The sequence below is a fragment of the Rhizorhabdus histidinilytica genome (assembly GCF_900167915.1).
In the GTDB taxonomy this organism is placed as follows: domain Bacteria; phylum Pseudomonadota; class Alphaproteobacteria; order Sphingomonadales; family Sphingomonadaceae; genus Rhizorhabdus; species Rhizorhabdus histidinilytica.
In genome coordinates, this window is sequence record NZ_FUYM01000010.1 from 51,724 (window position 1) to 74,367 (window position 22,644).

Below are 22,644 nucleotides of genomic sequence, written 5' to 3' on the forward strand. Positions count from 1 at the left end.
AAGCCCCTGACCCTATGCCAATAGCCCATGTCAATGCGTAAACCTCTTGCCGCCCTGTCGCTGGCGTTGCTCGTCGTTGCCGCCTCCCCCGCCTCGGCGGACCGGAATCGCGTGCCGGAGCAGGACGCGCTGCGCGCCGGCGTCCGGTCCGGACAATATCTTCCCTATCAGGAAATGCGCGCCCGCGCGCAGGGCCGGGTCGACGGCCAGATGATCGGGTCCGAATTCGATCCCGGAACCGGCCGCTATCGATTCAAGTTTCAGCGTGGCGGTTCGGTGATATGGATGGACATGGACGGCCGCACCGGGCGTGAGCTGGGCCGCGTCGGACAATAAGCGCCCCGCCAGGGGACCGAAGAAGGGAAATGCATGCGCGTCCTGATCGTCGAGGATGAACCTAATCTTGGCCGCCAGCTCCGCGCCACGCTCGAAGGCGCCGGCTATGCGGTCGACCTGGCCACCGACGGGGAGGACGGGCATTTCCTCGGATCGACCGAGAGCTACGACGCGATCATCCTCGACCTGGGCCTGCCCGAGGTCGACGGGCTCACCGTGCTCGACCGCTGGCGGCGCGAGGGCAAGGACACGCCCGTGCTGGTGCTGACCGCGCGCGACAGCTGGTCGGACAAGGTCGCCGGGCTCGATGCCGGCGCCGACGACTATCTCGCCAAACCGTTCCAGACCGAGGAACTGATCGCCCGGCTGCGCGCACTGATCCGCCGCGCCTCGGGCAACGCCTCGTCCGAGTTGACCGCCGGCGACGTTCGGCTCGACACGCGCAGCGGCAAGGTGACGCTGGCCGGCGAGCCGGTGAAGCTGACCGCGCAGGAATATAAGCTGCTCAGCTACCTGCTCCACCACAAGGGCAAGGTGGTCAGCCGCACCGAACTGATCGAGCATATCTACGACCAGGATTTCGATCGCGATTCGAACACGATCGAAGTGTTCGTGACCCGCATCCGCAAGAAGCTGGGCCAGGATGTCATCACCACGATCCGCGGGCTGGGCTATTCGCTGGATGATCCGTCTTAAGCGGAGCCTCACGGCAGCGCGCGCCTGGGTCCTCGGCGGCAGGGCATCCACCGGGTCGCTGACCCGGCGGATGATCTCGATCGCGGCGCTGTGGATCGGCGTGCTGCTGGTCGGCGGCGGCTTCGCGCTCGATCGGGTGCTGAGCGAGGCGATCACCCGCAATTTCGACGCGCAGCTCGAATATGTGCTCAACGCGATGATCGCCTCGGCGGAGATCGGCCCCGACGGCGAGGTCCGCTTCAACCGGCCGCTCGGCGACCAGCGCTTCCTGGAACCCTATTCGGGACTCTACTGGCAGGTGTCGGGCCGCGCGCACGAGCCGTTCCGGTCGCGCTCGCTGTGGGACCGGGCGCTGCGCCAGGGCGATCCGCACCATGGCCGCACCCTCCATGTCGCCGACAGCGACGAGTTCGACGGCGAGCCGCTGCGCGTGCTGGACCGCGAGGTGCGGCTGCCGGGCTCCGCGACCGAATGGCGCTTCCAGGTCGCAGCCAGCCGCGCCGGGCTCAATGACCAGATCGCGGTGCTGCGGCGGACGCTGGTGCGCTCCTTCGCGATCCTCGGCCTCGGCCTGCTGATTCTCGCCGCGCTCCAGGCGACCTACGGGCTGTGGCCACTCCGGACGCTGCGCCGGGCGGTGGCGGCGGTCAGCTCGGGGGTCAGCGCGCGGATCGACGCCAAATTCCCCAACGAGGTCCGCCCGCTGGTCGAGGAGCTCAACGAGCTGCTCGCCCATAACGAACGCCAGGCCGAGGAGGCGCGGCGCCATGCCGGCAACCTCGCCCATGCGCTCAAGACGCCGCTGACCGTGCTGATGAACGAGGCGACCGCGAACAATCCCGGCCTGGCCGACACGGTGGTGCGGACGACGGTGACGATGCGCCGCCAGGTCGACCACCACCTCGCCCGCGCCCGCGCGGTCGGCCGCCGCGCCAATGCCCAGGCGCGCGCCGAGATCTGGCCGTCGCTCAAGGCGGTCGAGCGGGCGATGGCGCGGATGCACCGCCACGTCACGGTCGACCTGGCCGGCGACCAGAAGGCGGTCGCCCATGTCGAGCGACAGGACCTCGACGAGATCCTCGGCAACCTGATCGAGAATGCCGCCAAATATGGCCAGGGCCGCGTCTTCGTCACCGTCGCGCGGGTCGCGACCGACCTTCCCAACGGCCGCAAGGCGGACTGGGTCGAGCTGCTGATCGAGGACGATGGCCCCGGCATCCCCGAGACCGAGCGCGGCAAGCTGTTCGAGCGCGGCGCGCGTCTCGACACCGGCAAGCCCGGTACCGGCCTCGGCCTCGCCATCGTCCGCGACGTGATCGGCATCTATGGCGGCACGATCGCCTTGGAGGAGAGCGAGGATCTCGGCGGGTTGCAGATCAGGGTGCGGTTGCCGGCGGCTGTTTAGTTTTTTGCCCTCAGACGCCGGGCGCCGGGCCTCCGCCCGGCCCACGGCTCGCTATGCGAGCCGATCTCCGCCTACGGACTGCCCCGGCAGTCCGCGGACCGGCTTCGATCCTCGCATAAGCTCGGGCGGCCGTTCGGCCTTGCGGACCCTGCGGGTCCGTTAAATCCCCTTACCGGCCCGCCCCGCCAGCTCGACGACATATTGCCAGGCGACGCGGCCGGAGCGGCTGCCGCGCTGGGTGGCCCAGGCGATCGCGTCGAGGGGCTCGAAGGCGAGGCCATAGCGATCGGCATAGCCCTTCACCATCGCGACATAGGTGTCCTGGTCGCAGACGTGGAAGCCGAGCGACAGGCCGAAGCGGTCGGCGAGCGCGAGCTTGTCGTCGACCACGTCGCGCGGGTTGATCGGGCTGTCCTGCTCGCGCAGGTCGCGCGAGACGATGTGGCGGCGGTTGGCGGTGACGTGGAGCCGGGCGTTGGCCGGCCGCGCCTCGGCGCCGCCCTCGAGCATCGAACGCAGCAGGCGCGGGCCCTGCCCGCCGGCTGCGTCGTCGAAGCCCAAGTCATCAAGGAACAGGACGAAGGCGCGCGGCACGTCGGCGATCAGCGCGAACAGGCGCGGCAGCTCCTCGATCCGCTCGCCGGCGATCTCGATCAGCGCGACGTCGTGGCCCTGCCCGCGCAACTCGCCGACAGTCGCCTTGACCAGCGCCGACTTGCCCGCGCCGCGCGCGCCCCACAGCAGCACGTCGTGCGCGGCCGCGCCGGTCGCCAGCCGTCGCGCGTTGTCGAGTAGCGCCGCCTTCTGGGAGTCGACCCCGGTCAGCAGGTCGAGCGGCAGCGGCGAAAAGACGCGGGCCGCGGCAAGACCATGGTCGCGCCAGACATAAGCGGGATGCGCCGCCGGATCGGCATGCGGCGCGGGCGGCGGCGCGATCCGTTCGAGGGCGTCGGCGATGCGGGCGAGGATGGCGGCGTCGGTCATGGTCGGGCCGATACCTCCCGCGTCATTCCGGCGAAAGCCGGAATCTCATTTCTTCAGCGCGGAGAAGGCAGGGAGATCCCGGCTTTCGCCGGGATGACGAGGTTGCCTCACGCCTCGATCCCGTACTGACGCAGCAGGTCGTACAAGGTCGGCCGGCTGATGCCGAGCATCTTGGCGGCGCTGGAGATATTGCCTTCGCTGCGGGCGAGGGCGCGGGTGATGGCGGCGCGGTCGGCGGTTTCGCGGACGGCCTTCAGGTTGAGATAGCCACCATCCTCCCGGTCCGGGGTCAGGTCGAGATCGTCGGCGGTCACCAGCTTGCCGTCGGCCATGATCACCGCGCGCTTGAGCTTGTTCTCCAGCTCCCGGACGTTGCCGGGCCAGCGCCAGCCGTCGATCGCGGCGAGCGCGTCGGGGGCGAAGCCCTTGACCGGCGAGTCCATCTCGCGCGCCAGCTTCCTGAGCAGCGCCCGGGCGATCAGCAGCGCGTCGCCGGGCCGCTGCGCAAGCGGCGGGATGCGGACCACGATCTCGGCAAGGCGGTAATAGAGGTCCTCGCGGAAGCGCGTCTCGGCGATCATCGCGTCGAGGTCCTGGTGGGTCGCGCAGACGATCCGCGTATCGACCGCGATCGCCTTGCGGCTGCCGATCCGTTCGATCACCCGTTCCTGGAGGAAGCGCAGCAGCTTGACCTGGAGCGGCAGCGGGATGTCGCCGACCTCGTCGAGGAACAGCGTACCGCCCTGCGCCTGCTCGATCTTGCCCTCGGTGGTCTTGATCGCGCCGGTGAAGGCGCCCTTCTCATAGCCGAACAGTTCGGCCTCGAGCAGATTCTCGGGAATGGCGGCGCAGTTGATCGCGACGAACGCGCCGCCGCTGCGCTTGCTCGTCTTGTGAAGCAGCCGGGCGAGCACCTCCTTGCCGGTGCCGCTCGCCCCCAGCAGCATCACCGAGACGTCGGTGTTGGCGACCCGCTCGATCGTGCGGACGACCTTGAGCATCGCAGGATCGTTGGTGAGCAGGTCGTCCTCGGCATCGCCGCCGCCCTGCGCCTGGAGCCGGGCATTCTCCTGCTCCAGCCCGTGGAGATGGAAGGCGCGGGCGACGATCAGCCCCAGCTCGTCGATGTCGATGGGCTTGTGGTAATAGTCATAGGCGCCGGCGGCCACGGCCCGGAGAGCCCCCTCATGCGCGCCATGGCCCGAGGCGACGATCACCTTGGTATCGGGCTTGAGCGACAGGATCGCGTCGAGCGTGGCGAAGCCCTCGGTCGTGCCGTCAGGATCGGGCGGCAGGCCGAGATCGAGGGTGACGACCGCCGGCTCATAATGGCGCAGCGCGTCGATCGCGGCCTGGCGGTTGGTGGCGGAGATCACCTCATAATCCTCATAGGCCCAGCGGAGCTGCTTCTGCAGCCCTTCGTCATCCTCGACGATCAGGAGGCGGGGCTTGGCGGTGCTCATGCGGTTCCCTTCGACAGGTCTCCGCCGAGCAGCGCGGTCAGCGGCAGGACGATGGTGAAACGGCTTCCCTCCCCGGGACGGCTCTGCACTTCCAGCCGGCCGCCCATGCCGGTGACGAGCGCGCGCGCTTCATAGGCGCCGATGCCGAAGCCGCCATCCTTGGTCGAGGAGAAGGGATGGAACAGGCGGGTGCGGACGAACTCGGCGGACATGCCGCAGCCGCGATCGACGACCTCGACCACCGCCTCCAGCCCACGGCGGCCGATCACGATCTCGACCGGCGCGGCCGGGTCGCTCGCGTCGATCGCGTTCTGGACGAGGTGGCCGAGCGCCTGTTCGAATCGGTCGGGATCGACCGTCGCCATCACGTCGTCGCGGCCGACGATGCGGAGGCCATGGCCGCCCGAGCGATCGCGGACCACCTCCTCCACCAGCGTGCGCAGCGAATGCGGGGCGGGTTCGTCGGGTCGGGCGCGGTGGTGCTGCGACAGGCGCGCGAGCAGGTCGTTCATCTTGCCGACCGAATTCTGCAGCGTGTCGATCATGTCCGCGCGGAACTCGGGCTTGTCGGCATGGCGCTCGGCGTTGCGGGCGAGCAGGCTGAGCTGGCTCACCAGATTCTTGATGTCGTGCATGATGAAGGCGAAGCGCCGGTTGAACTCGTCGAAGCGGCGCGCGTCCGACAACGCCTCCTGCCCCCGCGCCTCGGCGAGGTAGCTGGCGACCTGCCGCCCGGCCACGCGGAGCAGGTCGTGATCCTCGTCGTCGAGCAGACGCGGCTCGCGCGGGCGTTCGAGCAGCACCGCGCCGACCAGCCGGTCGAAATGGATCAGCGGCACCAGCGCCCAGGCCTCCTCCTCCTCGACCATCCAGGCGGGAACCAGCGCCGCCGCCTCGGGTTCCTCGCCCCGGCGCAGCCGCTCGACCTCGACGACGCCATCGGCCTGGAGGTGCTGCGCAAGGCCGGTGCCCGCGGCGGCAAGCGGCGGATCGAGCGACGGCCAGTTCCATCGCGCCGAGGCCTCCAGCCCGCCATCCGGGCCGCACAGCATCAGCAGGCCGCCGGGGCAATCGAAGATGTCGGCGATCGCCTTCACCGTCCGCTCGGCGAGCGGCGGCGCGTCCTCGCCGGGCTGACCGACCGTCTCGGTGAAGCGGCGCCATTCGAGCCGATAGTCGTAGCGATGCTGGAAGAGCTGGCGGCCGAGCGTCTTCTTGAGCCGCTGGCGGTAGCGGCTCGACGGAAAGAGCGACAGGGCGAAGGCGACGAAGACCGCAGCCACCGTGAGCTGCGGCAGCAGCGCGAGCTTGCCGACCACGGCGAGCAGCCGGGCGGCAAGCACCATTGCCGCGAGATAGGCGCCGCTCAGCACCAGCGTCAGCGTCTGGAAGCCGGTGGCGCGCGATACCCGCATCCTATCGAGCGTGGCGAGACGGCTGACCGTCACCAGCAGCGGCGCGATCAGCACCATCACGATCCCGCGCAGCCCGAACAGCCCGGTCGGCCAGCCGTTGATCAGATAGGCGACCGTCGCGAGGTTGAGATCGAAGGTCCACATCACCGCCAGCGCCAGCATCGGCGAGCCGAGCCCGAAGCGCGCCTCCGGCGAGGCGGCGGTGTAGAGATTATGGAGCAGGCAGAGGCCGCCGATCGCACTGGCGACGCGTAGCGACTGGCCGGTCAGGAACAGTCCGGCCTGGATGCGCGGGCTCCCGGCGAAGCCGAGCGGCAGCAGCTTGATCACGATCGCCGCGACGAGCAGCACCCCGAGCAAGCCGTAGATGGCGAGGATCGCCGGCCGCCGCCGTCCCGCCGCGAGCGGCGGCTGGAGGGCGAAGAGGAAGCCAAGCCAGGCGATGTCGGCGAGGCTCTTCGCCACGCTCGACGATATGCCGCCCGCGCCGTAGCGCGCGACGAGCACGCACCACAGCGCGGTGAGCGCACAGGCGAGGGTCAGCGCCACGCGGCGCGGCCCGCCGCTGCGCACCGTCGCCTGCCAGCAGACCAGCGCCGCGAACATGAAGGCGGCAAGGCCATGGCCCCATTGGGTCGCGGCGAGGATCACCGGTTCGGGCAGGCTGGCGGCGTAGACGGGCGGAAGCTCCGTCTGCTGCGCCAGCATCGCGGCTTCCAGCCCCCGCGCCATGGGAGCTACCGGGCGCCTTCGGCCCAGAGCAGGACGCGCATCGTCTGGAGGATGATCAGCAGGTCGAGGAAGGGGCTGTAGTTCTTGGTGTAGTAGAGGTCATATTCGAGCTTGTGCCGCGCATCGTCGAGGCTGGCGCCATAGGGATAGTTGATCTGCGCCCAGCCGGTGATGCCGGGCTTCACCATGTGGCGCTCGGCATAGAAGGGAATCTGCCGTTCGAGCTCGGCGACGAATTCGGGGCGCTCGGGGCGCGGCCCGACGAAGCTCATCTGCCCCTTCAGCACGGTCCAGAGCTGGGGCAGCTCGTCGACGCGGATCAGGCGGATGATCCGGCCGATACGGGTGACGCGGGGGTCGCCCTGCTGCGCCCAGATCGCGGCGCCGCCGGCCTCCGCGTCCTGCCGCATCGAGCGGAGCTTGAGGATTTCGAAGGTCTCGCCGAAGCGGCCGACACGGACCTGACGGTAGAAAGCCGGGCCGGGGCTGTCGAGCTTCACGAGCATCGCGGTGACGAGGATGATCGGCGCGGCGAGGATCAGCAGGAAGGCACTGAGCAGCAGATCGAAGCCGCGCTTGAGCACCATCGACAGCTCGCGACCCGAGGAGAAGCCATCGGAGAAGATCAGCGAGGAGGGCCGCACCGTGTCGAGGTCGATCCGCCCGGTCTCGCGTTCGAGGAAGTCGGAGATGTCGGTGACGTGGACGCCGGTGGTCTTGAGCCGCAGCAGCGCATCGACCGGCACGGTGTTGCGGCGTTCGTCGAGGGCGAGGACGACCTCGTTCGCCTGGGTCTTCTCGACCAGGCCGGCGAGGCTGTCGACGTCGGTGCGGGAGATCGCCGTCTCGATCTGCGGCGGCGCGTCCTTCATGTCGACGCAGCCGGCGATCAGGAAGCTCGAGCCAGCACGATTCTCGAGGTTCGCGACCCGCTTGGCGCGGTGCCCGGCGCCGAGCAGCAGGATACGACGCTTGAACCTGTCGCCGCTGACGAAGCCGCCGAGCAGGACGCGCACCATCAGCAGCAGCACGACGGCGAGCACCATCGAGTAGAGCGAGTTGGACCGCCACAGGGTGATGCCGGGCGAGATGAAGTGGAGCACCGAGATGAGGATGACGCCGAGCGAGATCGCGACCAGCAGCCGCGCCGCGGCGAAGCGGAAGGTCTGCATCGACTCCGCGGCATAGACGCCGACCCCGATCATCGGCGCCTGGATCGCGAGCGCGAAGGTCAGCAGCTGGGGCAGCCGGTTCCACACCGGTCCCGGATCGGCACCGATCTGCCGCAGGCGCAACACCCAGCCCGCCTCGGCGACCAGCAGCAGCACCGCGAAATCGACCACGCAGAGAAGCAGCACTGGATAGGCGATATAATGTTTGAAGACCCTCAGCATTGCCCAGGCGTCTGTCCGGAAGGGCGCGGAAGGGCGCGTTGCGAAGCGGCGCCGGCCCGGCGCGTCGACAGGCGCGTCCCCAAACAGCCCTTCATTCGCGCAGCCATGAAACCCCCTTGCCGCTCGACCATTTGCTATCTGATAACGACCTGCCCCTTCTGGACCATGGAGCCCGCCATTTCCACCACCTTGATAACCCCCGTCATCCTGTCGGGTGGGTCCGGAACCCGATTGTGGCCGCTGTCGCGGTCACGCAAACCCAAGCAGCTCCTGGCGCTGACCGGCGAGCGGACGATGCTGCAGATGACCGCCGAACGCTGCGCCGACCGGGCGCGCTTCGGGCCATCGATCATCGTCACCAACGCGCTCCACGCCGCCGAGATCGCGGCCCAGCTCCGGCACGACCGGCCGGCCGCGATCATCCTGGAGCCGGCGGGTCGCAACACCGCGCCCGCGATCGCGCTGGCCGCGCTGGAATCGGCGCCCGATGCGCCGCTGCTGGTGATGCCGAGCGACCATGTGATCGAGGACGTCGCCGCCTTCCACGCGGCGATCGCCGCGGCGATGCCGCTGGTCCGCGACGGCTGGCTCGTCACCTTCGGCATCACCCCCGACACGCCCGAGACGGGCTATGGCTATATCCGCCGCGGCGCGGCGATCGCGCCGGGCGTCCAGAAGGTCGACGCCTTCGTCGAGAAGCCCGACCTGGACCGCGCCCGCGCCTATCTGGCCGAGGGGAATTACAGCTGGAACGGCGGCATCTTCCTGTTCCGCGCCGATGCCTATCTCGCCGCGCTCGACCGGTTCGAGCCCGAGATGCTGGCGGCGGTGCGCGCGTCGCTGGCGGAGGCCGCGCGCGACGGCAGCATGGTCATTCCGGCCGCCGAGGCCTTCCTGTCGGCGCGGTCGGAATCGATCGACTATGCGGTGATGGAGAAGGCCGACCGGGTCGCCGTGGTGCCGGTCGAGATGGGCTGGTCCGACGTCGGCAGCTGGGACGCGCTGCACCTGCTCGGCCTTCCCGACGAGCAGGGCAACGTCGTGCAGGGCGACGTCGTGTCGATCGACACGAGCGGCTGCCTGATCCGCAGCGAGGGGCCGGTGGTCACTACCGCCGGCATCAGCGACCTGATCGTGGTGGCGACGCGCGACGCGGTGATGATCCTGCCGCGCGGCAGCAGCCAGGAGGTCAAGAAGATCGTCGAAGCGCTCAAGGCCAGGGGGCACGAGACGCTCGACACCCCCTTCTGACCCGCAATCGAGGAGAAGCACCCCATGTTCGAGAAACGCGCGCTGGGCGCCACCGGCCTGTCGGTGTCGCCGCTGGTCGTCGGCGGCAACGTGTTCGGCTGGACCGCCGACGAGGCGACGAGCTTCGCGATCCTCGACGCCTTCGCGGCGGCGGGCATCACCACGATCGACACCGCCGACGTCTATTCGGCCTTCGCCGGCAAGGCGGGCGGCGAGTCCGAGACGGTGATCGGCGCCTGGATGAAGGCGCGCGGCAACCGCGACCGCATCCAGGTCGCGACCAAGGTCGGCCTGCTGCCGATCGACGGGCGGACCGGACTCGATCCGACGGTGATCGCGGCGGGGGTCGAGGCGTCGCTGCGCCGGCTGCAGACCGATTATATCGACCTCGAATATGCGCATGTCGACGATGAGACGGTGCCGCAGGAAGCGGTCGCCGAGGCATTCGACAGGCTGGTGAGGGCAGGCAAGGTCCGTGCGATCGGCGCATCGAACTTCCCGCAGGAGCGGCTGGCTTCCGCACTCGACATCGCCGCGCGCGAGGGCTTCGTCGGCTATGGCGCGATCCAGCCCAATTTCAACCTGATGACCGCGGACCGCTTCCCCGCCGCCTATCGGCAATTCTGCCTGGATCGCGGAATCGGCGTGCTGTCCTATTATGCGCTGGCCGGGGGCTTCCTGACCGGCAAATATCGCAGGCCCGAGGACATCAGGGGCGGCGCCCGCGCGCAATGGCTGGGCGATTATTTCAACCCGCGCGGCGACGCCGTGCTTGCGGCGCTCGACCAGGTGGCGGCCGAGACCGGCGCCACCATGGCGCAGATCGCGATCGCCTGGATCCTCGCCACCCCCGGCATCACCGCACCGATCGCCAGCGCCACCAGCGTCGCGCAGGTCGAGAGCCTGCTGCCGGCGCTGACGCTCAAGCTGTCGCCCGACCAGAAGGCCGCGCTCGACGCGGCGGCGACGCCGGCCTGACGGGAAAGATGCCCCTCAATCCCCCACGAAGGAGAAGGGGGCGAGGCCCCGTTCGCGCTCGTTGATGGTGAGCGCGCGGCCGAGCGGTGGCGCGGCGCGCTGGACGCAGTCGGCGCGCTGGCAATGGGTGCAGCCGAGGCCGATCGGATCGGCCGGGCCGCCGAGGTCGATCCCACGCGCGATCGCCAGCGCCGCGGCATGTTCGGCGGCGAGGCCGAGCGCGACAACATGCTCGGCCGCCGGCACGCCCGCGGCGCCACCATGGTGGCGGACGCTGCGCGCGACGGTGAACCAGCGCGATCCGTCCTCGAGTTCGGCGAGCTGACGGATCAGCCGGCCGGGCTGGTCGAAGGCGTGGTGGATCGCCCAGAGCGGGCAACGGTGCACCGCGTCGATCAGCGCCGAACCGCTGGCGCCGGCATAGCCTTTCGACAATTGCCCGGCACGGTCGATCCGCAGCATGAAGAAGGGCAGCCCCCGCGCGCCGACCCGTTGCAAGGTGGTCAGACGATGGGCGACCTGCTCGAACCCCGCGCCGAAGCGGCGCTGGAGGAGCTGGATGTCGTAGCCGGTCGTCTCGCAGGCGCGCAGGAAGCGGCCATAAGGCATCATCAGCGCGGCGGCGAAATAGGAGGTGACGTGGCGGCGGTAGAGCCGCTCGGCCGGGCGATCGCCGAACGCCGCTCCGGCGACCAGCGCGTCGATCCCCGCCCGCGCCTCGATCTGGGCGAGCTGGAACGCCGCCTGGAAAGTGCGCGCGGCGGGATCGAGCAGCTCGGAGAGCTGGAGCTGGCGGGCGTGGAGATCGAGCCTGCGCAACCGGTCGGGCATCACGTCGAACGGCAGGATGCGGATGGTGAGCTGGTGCTTGACCCGCAGCCGTTCGGCGATCGCGCCGTAGAGGTCGCCCGCACCGATCCGCAGCTCGTCGGCCAGCTCCTCGGCCTGGGCGTCGAGATCGGCGAAATGGTTGCGCCACCGCTCGATCTCGCGCCGCGCCGCCATCACCGGATTGGGCCCCTCGCCCGCCATGCCGGCGCCGCCGCCCTCGCGCCAGCGGTCGAACAGCCGGGCGAAGGCCTCGATCCCGCCGGGCGCGTTGTCGATCCACGCCTCGAGCTCGGCGCGGTCGATCGACAGGTCGGCGAACAGCGGATCGGACAATCGCCGCCGCATCGCCGCCGATCCGCCGCCGGGCTCCTCCTGGCTGAGGCTGCGGATATCGAAGTCGAACAGCTCGGCCAGCTTGAGAATCAGTCCGGCGGTCAACGGCCGGCGATTGCCCTCGATCAGCGCGAGATAGCTGTCGGAGATACCAAGCATCTCGGCCATCGCCTGCTGGGTGTGGCCATGGTCGCGCCGCAGCCGCTTGATCCGCGGCCCTGCCAATATGCCCTGCTTGGCCATGCCGATCGTCCCTCCGGGAAGAAGTAAGGTTCTTACAAGATTACATATAAACTAGCAGTTCGGGCGACATCCGGACATCAAAATCGTCATCGCCGCGATGGCAGCCGGCCGATCGATCGGGCAGGAGAATGGAGGAGATTCGAACAGCGCCGCGCCTTGCAAGGCCTCCAGCTTGTAAGCGCGGCACCCCGCTCTTTTCCTGGGGAGGAAGAGAAACGCCCGCCGGACCCAGCGTCCGGCGGGCGTCATCCATCATCGGCGACGCCCATTATACCCGTAATTGTATCCGTAAAGTCACGGCATCGGCGAACGACAATTGCGTCTTACGCAAATATCCGCCATCAAGGCCATCCTGGGGCGTTGACGAGGATATGTGATTGTGAGCCAGCCCCCCGTGGGGACGAGGGTCCTGATCGTCGAAGACGATACGATCATCGCGATGACCGCCGAAGACATGCTCGACGAATGCGGCTGCAAGACGGCCGCGATCGCCGTCTCCGTCGCCGAGGCGCTGGCCCGCGCGGCCGACACCGATTTCGACATCGCGCTGCTCGACCTCAACCTGAAGGACGAGAACAGCCTGCCGGTCGCGCAGCACCTGCGCGACGCCGGCAAGCGCTTTGTCTTCGCGACGGGCTATGACGGGCTGCCCCCCGACAGCGGCTTCGCCGACGCGCCGGTGATCTCCAAGCCCTATCGGATCGAACAGCTCGCGACGGTGATCGCGCAGACGCTGTCGGACTGAGATCCGGAAACCATCATCCTGGCGAAAGCCAGGATCTCCCTTCTCCTGGTTTCTCCCGCCGCAGCGCCGAAAGGCAGGGAGATCCCGGCTTTCGCCGGAATGACGGAGAAGTGGGATCGAACCTATTTCTTCAGCACGGTCAGCGCCGCGGTGGTCATCGCCTCGACCGCGGTCGAGATGACCGCGTCGGCGTCCGGGGCCCAGAAGGGGCTGTGGATCGACGGCAGCTTGGTGATGTCGCCTCCCGCGGCATCCCACTTGTCCTTGCGGACGCCGCCGACCCAGAGCAGCAGCGCCTGGATCGAGGTGTCGGCCAGATAATATTCGCTGAAATCCTCGCCGCCCATCTGCGCGCGCGCAGGCACGACCCGATCCTTGCCGAAGCGCGCGGTGAAGACATCGGTCATCCGCGCGGTGATCTCATGGGTGTTGAAGGTCGCGGGAGTGCGCTGGTCGGCGAGGGTGACCACCGGCAGCTTGTCGTCGGGCATGCCGCCCGCGATCGCCTCCCCCTTCGCGATCCGCGCGATGCCGTCGAGCAGGTGCTGGCGCACCTCCGGCTTGTAGGAGCGCACGGTGATCTGGAGGTGCGCCTCGGGCGGGATGATGTTGTGCTTGGTCCCGGCCTGGAAGCTGCCGACCGTGACCACCCCCGATTCGAGCGGATCGATCTCCCGCGAGATCAGCGTCTGCAACGTCGAGACGATCCGCGAGGCGATGACGATCGGGTCCTTGGCGAGGTGCGGGTAGGCGCCGTGGCCGCCCTCCCCCTTTACGACGATGTCGACCGAATCGACATTGGCCATCGCATAGCCGTCGACGATGCCGATCGTCCCGGCGGGAAGCGCCGCCGAATCGTGGAAGGCGATCACCGTCGAGGGCTTGGGGAAGCGGGTGTAGAGACCATCCTTCAGCATCGCCCGCGCGCCTGATCCGATCTCCTCGGCGGGCTGGCCGATCATCACCAGCGTGCCCGACCAGTCGGCCTTCATCGCCGCCATGCGCCGCGCGGTGCCGATCCAGCTCGCCATGTGCGTGTCGTGGCCGCAGGCGTGCATCACGCCCGGCGTCTTGCTGGCATAGGGCAGCCCCGTCTGCTCGGTGACGGGCAGCGCGTCCATGTCGGCGCGCAGCAGCAGCACCGGGCCAGGCCCGTTCCGGAGCACCGCGACGACGCCGGTGCCGCCGACCCCGGTCGTCACCTCGAACCCCGCCTTCTTCGCTTCGGCCGCCATGATCCCGGCGCTCCGCCCTTCCTTGAAGCTGAGCTCCGGATTGGCGTGGAGGTCGCGATAGATGGCGGTGAGGCTGGGCAGGTCGGCCTTGACCGCCTGTTCGAGCGGGTCGGCCTGCGACGGCGTGGCGATGCAGGCCGCGGAAAGGGCCAGGAGGGACGTCAGCTTTTTCATTCTTACCCCTTCGGTATCAGTTCGAAGATGTCGATCGTGGATTCCCAGCGCGGATAGGGAAAGGCGATCCGCCAGCGCTGCGACGCGACGCGCTCGACGATGCCGACCATGTCGCGCTCGCCGTCGCGGCCATAGGGCAGCGGCCGCGTCTCGTCGCCGAGCATCATCGCGCCGAGGAAGATCATCCGCCGCCCCTCGTCGGGGAAGATGTCCCCGACCGGGCGCTGCGACCCGTTGAGCTTGGCGAGGTGCAGCCGCCCGTCGAGCATCGATATCCGGCAGTTGAAATAGGGATAGGCGACATAGTCCATCAGGCCCTTGGTCTGGGCGCCCATCTTGATCACCCGGCAACTATAGTCGCCCTGCGGCGGCAGCGGTCCGTCGAGCGCCGCGTCGGGCTTGAGCAGCGCCCCCTGCGCCGCGACCTGCGCGGCGTTGCCCGCCGCCGTCGCCTTGTCGAGCCCGGCGATCCAGGCGGCACGCCAGCGCGCCAGCCGGTCGCGATCGGGCGCGGTGACGATCTGCCGCCAGTCGCTCGGGCGCGGCCTGGGCGCCTCGCGATCGATCGACTTCGATCCGCAGGCCGCCACCGTCAGCAGCAGGGCACCGGCGAGGCCGATTCGGACATGCGGCAAAGCGATCGTCTCCTCTCGCCCTTCGAAAGCGCCAGCCTGCCCGGCCCGTCCGCGCTTGGCAAGCGCGCGATCTCAATCGCTTATTGCGCGGTCCAGCCGCCGTCGACCGACAGGTTGGCGCCAGTGATCGCGGAGGCCTCGTCGCGGCAGAGATAGAGCGCCATCGCCGCGACCTGCTCGACCGTGACGAACTGCTTGGTCGGCTGGCCGGCGAGCAGCACGTCGTTCATCACCTGCTCGCGGGTCATGCCCCGCGCCTTCATCGTGTCGGGGATCTGGTTCTCGACCAGCGGGGTCCAGACATAGCCGGGGCTGATGCAATTGGCGGTGACGCCGAAGGTCGCCGCTTCGAGCGCGACCGTCTTGGTGAAGCCGGCAAGGCCGTGCTTGGCGGTCACATAGGCCGACTTGAACGGCGAGGCGACGAGCGAGTGGGCCGAGGCGGTCTGGATGATCCGGCCCCAGCGCTTCGCCTTCATGCCCGGCAGCGCCAGCCGGGTGGTGTGGAAGGCGCTGGTGAGGTTGAGCGCGATGATCAGGTTCCACTTGTCGACCGGGAATTCCTCGACCGGGGCGACATGCTGGACGCCGGCATTGTTGATCAGGATGTCGACCGCGCCGAACGCGGCGGCGGCCTCGGCCATCATCGCCTCGATCGCGTCGACCTTCGTCAGGTCGTGGCCGCTGTAGAGAGCGCGCGCGCCGCTCGCCGCCTCCAGCGCCTTGCGCTCGGCCTCGATCGCGTCGGCATCGCCGAAGCCGTTGATCACGACATTGGCGCCCTCGGCGGCGAGCGCCTTGGCATAGGCGAGGCCGATGCCGGAGGTGGAGCCGGTGATCAGCGCGGTCTTGCCCTTCAGGAACATGGGGGAAATCTCCTAGCGGTGGGTCAGGTCGAAGGCGGCGGTGCGGCCGTCATAGATGTTGCGGGCGATCAGCTCGGACCGGGTCATCGTCTCGGCGATCGCGGCGCGGCCGGCGGCGATGTGGTCGCGCATCGACCGCTGCGAGAATTCGTAGTCGCGCGACCCGCCTTCCCACGCGTTGGCGCGGTAGATGAGCTGGACGAGGCTGAGGCTGGATGCGCGCGTGCGGGCGCGCAGCGCCTGGACGTCGGGATCGTCGGCCATGCCCGGCGGCAGCTTGTCGAGCAGCCGCGCGACCTGTTCCTGGTCGCGGCGCATGCGGACGAGCTGGTCGGAGATCTGGCGGGTGCGGCTCGAATAGCGGATCTCCTTTTCCCGCGCGAGGACGTCGAGCATCGTCCGCGGCCGTTCCGCCGACGAGGGGAAGAGATCGACCTGGAACACCAGCAGGTCGCCGTCCTGATGCTCGACGACATGGCTGAGCGGGGTGTTCGAAACGAGGCCGCCGTCCCACCACAGCCTGCCGTCGATCTCGATCGGCGGCAGGCCGGGCGGCAGCGCGCCCGACGCCATGACGTGGCGCGCGTCGATCCGGTCGGTGCGGTTGTCGAAGAAGCGGAAATTGCCGCTCTCCAGCTCGACCGCGCCGACCGACAGCCGCATCGGCCCGTCGTTGAGCAGATCCCAGTCGATCAGCTCGTCCAGCGTCTCGGCGAGCGGGGCGCTGTCGTAGAAGCTGAGCGCCGAGGCGCTGCCCGGCGGCGCGACGAACGGCGGGAGCAGGCGGGGCCGGAAGAAGCCCGGCACCCCGAAGGTCGCGACCAGCGCCGCCGCACCCTGGTGCAGCGCCTCGCGGCCGTAATCGCCGTCGAACAGGGCGAGCGCGGGAAGCGCCTCGGTGACCTTGTCCCAGAAGGCGTGGAGCCGTTCGAGACGCCGCTCGCAGGGGTTGCCCGCGATGATCGCCGCGTTGATCGCGCCGATCGATATACCCGCCACCCAGTCGATCTCGATCCGCGCCGCGTCGAGCGCCTCGAACACGCCGAGCTGATAGGCGCCGAGCGCGCCGCCGCCCTGCAGCACCAGGGCGACCTGATCCGGCAACGGCAGACCCCCCGGGCGTCGCCGGGCGGCCGCGCGCTTGCTGGGTTCGGCGTCTGCCATGCGCCCATATTGGGCGCCATGCTGCACCGCATCAAGAGCGCGACTCCGCCGACGCAAGAAAAAGGGCCGGTCTCCCACGAAGGAGACCGGCCCTTCCTCCAGCGAGGAGACGGATCAGTAGGTGCCGGCGAAGGCCCGGTCGAGATAATGCGGGCCCTCGCTGCGCTCCTCGTCCTTCCACGCCGCCTGGGCCTGGGCGGCGGTGCGGTTGAGCGTCACCTTGTCGCTGACCTCGGCGATCCATGCGCAGGGTACCGAATGATGGTGCCCGCCGGCGTCGCGATCGCCCTTGGTCAGCAGGATGCGATCGCCGCGGACATGATCGACGGTGCCGATATGGGTTCCGTCCGAACCGACCACCTCCTGATGCTCCTGGACGTGGCGGAGGGATTCGCGCTGCGACTGGCGGTTGCTGCGCCAGCTGCCGAAGTCGTTGTGGAAACGGGCCTCGTTCTCGCGGCGATAATCCTCATAGTCGCGATCGAGCTCGGCAAGCTGACGGCGACGCCAGGCGCGATAATTGGGATCGAGGCCCCAGCCGTCATGTGCGCGCCCGGCGCCAAGGCCCCAGGTGCTGGTCGCCCCGGCGCCGCGGCCGACGCCATAGTCCGCTTCCGGCGAATCGTAGAAGCCCGCGCCGCCATAGGAGCCGCCGGCGCCGCCCACGCGGGCGCCGGTATAGCGGCCGCCTTCATAGCCGCCGCCATCACCTTCGCCATAGCGGCGGTCATATTCGCGCTGGCGGACTCGTTCGTCCCAGCGGCGGCGGCGCTCGGCCTCCTCGTCACCGAACCAGGACCGCACCTCGTCACCGGCGCGGTCGAAGAAGCCGCGATCGTCGTCATAGTCGCGCGGCCGGTCATAGTCCCACGAACGCGCCCGATAATCGCGATAATCCCGCTCGCGATAATCGTCGCGGTCACGCGGGCCGTATCGCCGGTCGCCATAGTCGCGATAATAGCGACCGGTGCTGCGTTCATAACCCATGGCATCCTCCTGCTCAGGAACAAGAAAGACCGAATCCGTCAGTTGGCGGCACCCGGTGCGGAAGGTTGCGGAAACGCGCTGCCAAGGGGAGCCGTTCCCCTTTCGCGGGGCCAATGGGCGGGGTTTGGCGACGGACGGTTCGTCGCAGCCGAAACGCTTCGCGACACTTTCGGCAGCCGCATGATTTTGGGCTGTTGCATCGTGGGCGACGTGCCGCTAGAGGGAGCGCCCGGCGTGCGGGGCTGTAGCTCAGATGGGAGAGCGCTGCAATCGCACTGCAGAGGTCAGGGGTTCGATTCCCCTCAGCTCCACCACGCCGCTCCCTCGATATCCCGAAGCCTCATCCTGCTGATGGCGCCGTACCCGGCCGCAGATGGGCGAGCATATGGGCGACATAGTCGGCCTTGCCCAGCTCGATCCCCTGGGCGCGCAGGATCGCGTAGGCCGCCATGACGTGGAAATAGAATTGCGGCAGCGCCCAATCGCGGACGTATTGCTCGGCCGTCAGGTCGAAGATCATGCCCTGCGGCAGGGCGTGGGCGATCGGGGTCGCCGGGTCGACGTCGGGCATGCCGCCGGCGGCGGCCTCGACGATCGCCAGCGTCTCGGCAATCCGCCTGCGCGCGTCCGCGATGGAACCGGGGTGCTCGGCCGCGTTCCGCCCTTCGTCGAGCAACTCCGCTATCGACGGCGGGAGCGCATCGCCGCGCAGCCGGGCGATGCCTTCCTGCGCCTGCACGCAGGCGAACCGGACCTGGGTGGACAGCGGGAACATGTCCGGAGCGAGACGCGCGAGGAGAAGCGCTTCGGCCTTGCCGGACGGCCCCTGCTCTTCGGCCTTGGCGAGCCACGCCGATAGCGCCCCGAGCATCTGCAGGTAGGTCGGAACCAGCATATCGGGCAGCGTCATCGTCATTTTCCTTCGGCACGTTCGACCCGCGGCGCGCGCCCAGGGTCGCGCTTCCGGTGGCCACGCCCCGAAACTAGCCGTCCGGATCATCAAGGCACAAGCCGTCGACGCGCCACATGCGAGACAGCGCGTGACATTCCACGCATCGCATGGGTATTCGCCGGCAGGGGATTGGTCCGTGCGGACCGGAATGCGGGGGCAATGCGACTTCAGGGTAACCGCCACGGATCACGCCCGGCGACACGGCGCCGGCCCATGGCGGCCGGCCTGGCCGCCATGGCGACGGCGCTGCTTCCGGGCGGCGCCGAGGCCGCGGGGGGCGCGGCCTCGAACGGCCTTTCCGAAATCGTCGTCTCGGCCCAGAAGCGCAACGAAAACGCCCAGCGGGTGCCGATCTCGATCCAAAGCTTCGACAGCGAGACGCTTGCCATGCTGGGCGCCGACCAGCTGACGGACCTCGATGCGGTGGCGCCCTCGCTCTCCTTCGGCGACGGCGGCGAGCAGGCCAGGACCGGCATCCGCGGCATCATCGATTATTCGCGCAACGCGGGCTATGATTCGCGCGTCGGCCTCTATGTCGACGGCGTCTATTACAGCCGTTCCTGGATGAACCCGCTCACGCTGCTAGGCATCGACCAGATCGACGTGCTGCGCGGGCCGCAGGGCACCTTGTTCGGCAAGAACACCGACGCCGGCGTGATTTCCATAACCACGATCCAGCCCTCCGCGCAGGCGAACGGCGAGGTCAGCGCGGACGTCGGCAATTTCGGCCATTGGCGCATCGCCGGGCGCGGCAACGCGCCGCTCGGACGCACCGTCAGCCTGCAACTGGCCGGCAGCCATACGCAAAGCACCGGCTATTACCGCAACCTCCTGCTGGGAAGGCACAACAGCGGCGTGAACGCCGACATGGTCCGCGCGCAGCTCCGCTTTCAGCCGGACGACGACCTCGACGTGACGCTGGCCGCCGACTATGCCGCCGACGACAATTCGACCCTCCACTACAGCTATGTTCCGCCCGCCGGGACCAATCCGTTCGCCTTCGCCTCCTATTGGGACGACAGCGCGACGCGGCGGACGGGCGGGGCTTCGCTGACGGTGCGCAAGGACACCGCCGGCGGCTTCCAGATCATGTCGATCACGGCCTATCGGTCGGGCCACCAGTTCCTGTACTTCAACAACGAGACGGGACCGATCCCCTATCTGACGACCGGCCTGAGCCAATATGCGGACCAGTTTTCCCAGGAGGTGCGGATCGCCTCGCCGCGCACCGGAAACCATGATTTCGTCGCGGGCCTCTATTATTTCTGGGGCAACAACAAGGATCGGCAGTCGCTGAGCGCAGGCTCGGGGCTGGCGGCGCTCGGTCTCGGCGGCCTGGTCGGCAAGACCTCCCTGACCCGTAGCTCGGTCAGCACCGATTCGGTGGCCGGCTTCTTCCAGGCCAGCTTCCGTCCGGTCCCGATGGTCGAGCTCTTCGTCGGCGCGCGCCTGACCTATGAGCGGAAAAGGCTCAATGACATCACGACCAACGATCCCACGGGCTTCATCGCCATCCCGATCACCGGCTATCGCGACCGGTTTTCCGACAGCTTCCTGACGCCCAGAGGGGGCATCAACCTGCATCTCGGCCCCGACCTCGTGCTGTTCGGCACGATCGGGCGCGGGGTGAAGAGCGGCGGGTGGAACGTCGAGGGGACGAGCGCGTCGACCTTCGCCGCCGGCATCCGGTTCCGGCCCGAGACGGTGACCAGCTATGAAGCCGGGCTGAAGAGCGAGTTCCTCGATCGCCGCGCGCGGCTCAACATCACCGGCTTCCACCAGCGGTTCGACGACTTCCAGGTGTTCACCTTCGTCAACACGGTGGTGGCCGGCCGCACCGTGCAGGCGACCAGCCTGTCGAACGTCGGCACGGTTTCGTCGAAGGGCGTCGAAGTCGACCTGACGCTGGTGCCGTTCAGAGGGCTCACCCTTTCCGGCAGCTACACCTACAACAAGAGCGCCTATGACCATTATCCGGGCGGCGCAGGCACGGTCGGCACGACGGTGCTCGACGCCGACGGCGTCCAGACGCCCTATGCGCCCACCCACAAGGCCTATCTCGCCGCGAACTATGCGATGCCGCTCGCCGAGGGCGGGCCGCTGTTCTTCGCGCATGTCGGCTACGGCGTTCAGTCATCCGAGAATTTCGACCCGAAGGTGGCGAACCCCGTCGGCGGGTCCGCCTATTTCATCAAGGGCTATGGAGTCGCGGACGCGCGGCTGGGCATCGGCTCCGCCGGCCAAGGGTGGCGGGTCTCGCTCTGGAGCAGGAACCTGTTCGGCAAGCGCTACATCCGTTTCGCCACCCGGACCGTGCTGCTCCGCGCACCCGCCATTCTCTACGGCGAGCCGCGCGCCTATGGCATGACGCTCAGCTCCCGCTTCTGACGTGACGACGATCGCCAGACCAAACCGGCGGAGAGGTCCGGCTGCGTCGGCCGGCAACGCCGTGGCCGGAACGATCGGGTGAGGATGCGCCGCATCTTCCCCGGCTGGCTGCTGGTCGGCGCTGTGATGGTCGCGCTGATGCTGTGCGGGACGACGATCGTCGTCAGCACCTTCGGCATCTTCACCGCCCATTGGATGCGGTCGTTCGGCTGGAGCCAGGGCGCGATGGCGGGCAGCCTGTCGATCTTCCTGCTGTCGACCACGCTCGCCGTCCCGGTGGCGGGTGTGGCCGTGGACCGCTTCGGATCGCGCCGCACCGCCATCTTCGGCGTGACCGCCTTCGCGGCTCTGCTCGCCGCCGTCGCTCCGTCGGTCGGCTCGCTGCCCTCGCTGTTCCTCTTCTACGCGCTGCTCGGGCTGCTCGGTGCCTTCACCAATCCGATCGTCTATATCAGGGCGCTCTCGGCCTGGTTCGATCGCCGGCGCGGCATCGCGCTCGGTATCGCGGTCGCGGGCCAGGGGCTCGGAGCCGCGGTGCTTCCGCCCCTCGTGCAATATGTAAGCGAGAGCGCGGGGTGGCGCAGCGCCTTCCACCTGCTGTCCGCGGGCCTCGTCCTGATCGTCCTGCCGCTGGTGCTGTTGTTCGTGCGCGACGATCCCGCCGCGCTGGGCGTCCGCCCCGACGGCGGCGTTCGCGCGCGTCCGGCGGACGGGGACGCCGCGGGCCTGACCCTGGCGGAGGCGCGGCGGACCGGCGCCTTCTGGATCATCCTGATCGTCTTCGCGCTGTTCGGCCTCGTCAACTACGCCCTGAGCGGCCATTTCGTCTATCTGATGCTCCAGCGCGGCGTCGGCACCCTGCCGCAGATCGCGATGCTGCTGTCGATCGCCGGGGCTTCGATGATCGGCGGGCGGGTGCTGTTCGGCTGGCTGTTCGATCGCTATCCGCTGCCGCTCGTCGGCGCGGCGGGCGTCCTGTGCGGCGGCGTCGCCCTGGCCCTGTTGCTCGGCATCGCCGCTATCGGCCCGGCGGCCTTTGCGATGAGCGTGCTGATGGGCGTCGCGATGGGGGCCGAAACCGACCTTCTCTCGCTACTCGTCAGCCGCTATTTCGGCCAGCGCGCGATCTCGCGCATCTACAGCTGGCAGAATGTCAGCTTCCTGGCCGGCGCCGCCGGCGGTCCTCCCCTGTTCGCGCTACTGCTCGAACGATTTTCCGATCCGACCGTGCCGATCCTCGTGCTCATCGCCCTGTGCGCGCTGTCGGTGCTGCTGCTGCTCCTGCTGAAGGCGCCCGCGCACGCCGCGGCGGCATGCCCATGAAGCTCTTGAACGATTGGCGCCGGTCGATGACGATGGATAGAATGCATGTCGAAGGGGGCGATGACCGGGTGCATCAAGACGCGCAGACCACGGCGTGATCTCATCGGAGACGAC

The 22,644-nt window shown here is 68.8% G+C and carries 20 protein-coding genes and 1 tRNA gene; 9 read left to right on the plus strand and 12 right to left on the minus strand.

All coding sequences use genetic code 11. From position 1 onward, the window contains the following. Positions 1-33 precede the first annotated feature (33 nt). From B5X82_RS19550 to B5X82_RS19560, 3 genes are read left to right on the plus strand one after another with little or no spacing between them, the layout of a single operon-like run. Positions 34-336: a PepSY domain-containing protein gene (locus B5X82_RS19550; RefSeq protein ID WP_223811051.1), complete on the plus strand. Its 303-nt coding sequence runs from the start codon at positions 34-36 to the stop codon at positions 334-336. Positions 337-369: 33 nt separating this feature from the next. After that, complete coding sequence (locus B5X82_RS19555; protein WP_079649856.1) at positions 370-1,032, plus strand: response regulator transcription factor; 663 nt, start codon at positions 370-372, stop codon at positions 1,030-1,032. Beyond that, on the plus strand, positions 1,019-2,437 hold the full coding sequence (locus B5X82_RS19560; protein WP_079649857.1) for a sensor histidine kinase: 1,419 nt from the start codon (positions 1,019-1,021) through the stop codon (positions 2,435-2,437). Before B5X82_RS19555 ends, B5X82_RS19560 begins: the two co-directional genes overlap by 14 nt. 159 nt (positions 2,438-2,596) lie before the next feature. Here the strand turns inward: B5X82_RS19560 and B5X82_RS19565 are convergent, their stop codons facing one another. The 4 genes from B5X82_RS19565 to B5X82_RS19580 all read right to left on the minus strand — a co-directional run bounded on the left by B5X82_RS19565 (position 2,597) and on the right by B5X82_RS19580 (position 8,425). Then, complete coding sequence (locus tag B5X82_RS19565) at positions 2,597-3,421, minus strand: ATP-binding protein (protein WP_079649858.1); 825 nt, start codon at positions 3,419-3,421, stop codon at positions 2,597-2,599. A 107-nt stretch (positions 3,422-3,528) separates the two neighbouring features. Then, the gene (prsR, locus tag B5X82_RS19570) at positions 3,529-4,884 is read right to left on the minus strand and encodes a PEP-CTERM-box response regulator transcription factor (protein ID WP_079649859.1); all 1,356 of its coding nucleotides are present in this window, start codon (positions 4,882-4,884) and stop codon (positions 3,529-3,531) included. Continuing rightward, on the minus strand, positions 4,881-7,031 hold the full coding sequence (prsK, locus tag B5X82_RS19575) for an XrtA/PEP-CTERM system histidine kinase PrsK (RefSeq protein ID WP_223811052.1): 2,151 nt from the start codon (positions 7,029-7,031) through the stop codon (positions 4,881-4,883). The genes prsR and prsK overlap by 4 nt, the downstream gene beginning before the upstream one ends. A gap of 5 nt (positions 7,032-7,036) precedes the next feature. After that, on the minus strand, positions 7,037-8,425 hold the full coding sequence (locus B5X82_RS19580) for a TIGR03013 family XrtA/PEP-CTERM system glycosyltransferase (RefSeq protein WP_079649860.1): 1,389 nt from the start codon (positions 8,423-8,425) through the stop codon (positions 7,037-7,039). Between the two features lie 165 nt (positions 8,426-8,590). Between B5X82_RS19580 and B5X82_RS19585 the strand changes: the two genes are divergently transcribed. After that, a complete protein-coding gene (locus B5X82_RS19585) occupies positions 8,591-9,676 on the plus strand; it encodes a mannose-1-phosphate guanylyltransferase/mannose-6-phosphate isomerase (protein ID WP_079649861.1) in 1,086 nt (361 codons plus the stop codon). Between the two features lie 24 nt (positions 9,677-9,700). Further along, entirely contained in the window at positions 9,701-10,654 is a 954-nt protein-coding gene (locus tag B5X82_RS19590) for an aldo/keto reductase (protein WP_079649862.1), read from the plus strand. 15 nt (positions 10,655-10,669) lie between these two features. Here B5X82_RS19590 and B5X82_RS19595 read toward each other — a convergent pair whose 3' ends face one another. After that, positions 10,670-12,061, minus strand: a complete 1,392-nt coding sequence (locus B5X82_RS19595) for a helix-turn-helix domain-containing protein (protein WP_079649863.1) — start codon at positions 12,059-12,061, stop codon at positions 10,670-10,672. Between the two features lie 40 nt (positions 12,062-12,101). Further along, positions 12,102-12,317: a hypothetical protein gene (locus B5X82_RS26450; RefSeq protein ID WP_125725322.1), complete on the minus strand. Its 216-nt coding sequence runs from the start codon at positions 12,315-12,317 to the stop codon at positions 12,102-12,104. Between the two features lie 123 nt (positions 12,318-12,440). Here B5X82_RS26450 and B5X82_RS19600 point away from each other — a divergent pair, with 123 nt between their 5' ends. After that, on the plus strand, positions 12,441-12,806 hold the full coding sequence (locus B5X82_RS19600; RefSeq protein WP_079649864.1) for a response regulator: 366 nt from the start codon (positions 12,441-12,443) through the stop codon (positions 12,804-12,806). A 122-nt stretch (positions 12,807-12,928) separates the two neighbouring features. Here B5X82_RS19600 and B5X82_RS19605 read toward each other — a convergent pair whose 3' ends face one another. The 5 genes from B5X82_RS19605 to B5X82_RS19625 form a co-directional block, all read right to left on the minus strand. Continuing rightward, entirely contained in the window at positions 12,929-14,215 is a 1,287-nt protein-coding gene (locus B5X82_RS19605; RefSeq protein ID WP_079649865.1) for a M20 metallopeptidase family protein, read from the minus strand. A gap of 2 nt (positions 14,216-14,217) precedes the next feature. Next, the gene (locus tag B5X82_RS19610; RefSeq protein WP_079649866.1) at positions 14,218-14,850 is read right to left on the minus strand and encodes a DUF4893 domain-containing protein; all 633 of its coding nucleotides are present in this window, start codon (positions 14,848-14,850) and stop codon (positions 14,218-14,220) included. Positions 14,851-14,930: 80 nt separating this feature from the next. Then, positions 14,931-15,716: a 3-hydroxybutyrate dehydrogenase gene (locus B5X82_RS19615; RefSeq protein ID WP_079649867.1), complete on the minus strand. Its 786-nt coding sequence runs from the start codon at positions 15,714-15,716 to the stop codon at positions 14,931-14,933. 12 nt (positions 15,717-15,728) lie between these two features. Beyond that, positions 15,729-16,880, minus strand: coding sequence for a patatin-like phospholipase family protein (locus B5X82_RS19620; protein WP_079649868.1), 1,152 nt, complete (start codon positions 16,878-16,880; stop codon positions 15,729-15,731). A 114-nt stretch (positions 16,881-16,994) separates the two neighbouring features. Beyond that, positions 16,995-17,867, minus strand: coding sequence for an SWFGD domain-containing protein (locus tag B5X82_RS19625; protein ID WP_079649869.1), 873 nt, complete (start codon positions 17,865-17,867; stop codon positions 16,995-16,997). 238 nt (positions 17,868-18,105) lie between these two features. Between B5X82_RS19625 and B5X82_RS19630 the strand changes: the two genes are divergently transcribed. After that, a tRNA-Ala gene (locus tag B5X82_RS19630) sits at positions 18,106-18,181 on the plus strand. A 26-nt stretch (positions 18,182-18,207) separates the two neighbouring features. Here the strand turns inward: B5X82_RS19630 and B5X82_RS19635 are convergent. After that, entirely contained in the window at positions 18,208-18,777 is a 570-nt protein-coding gene (locus tag B5X82_RS19635; protein ID WP_079649870.1) for a DUF1993 domain-containing protein, read from the minus strand. Between the two features lie 255 nt (positions 18,778-19,032). Between B5X82_RS19635 and B5X82_RS19640 the strand changes: the two genes are divergently transcribed. Together B5X82_RS19640 and B5X82_RS19645 are read left to right on the plus strand one after the other, a co-directional pair. Then, a complete protein-coding gene (locus B5X82_RS19640) occupies positions 19,033-21,207 on the plus strand; it encodes a TonB-dependent receptor (RefSeq protein ID WP_235862729.1) in 2,175 nt (724 codons plus the stop codon). Between the two features lie 84 nt (positions 21,208-21,291). Continuing rightward, positions 21,292-22,530 (plus strand): MFS transporter, encoded by a 1,239-nt coding sequence (locus B5X82_RS19645; protein ID WP_079649872.1) that lies wholly within the window; start codon positions 21,292-21,294, stop codon positions 22,528-22,530. Positions 22,531-22,644 lie beyond the last annotated feature (114 nt).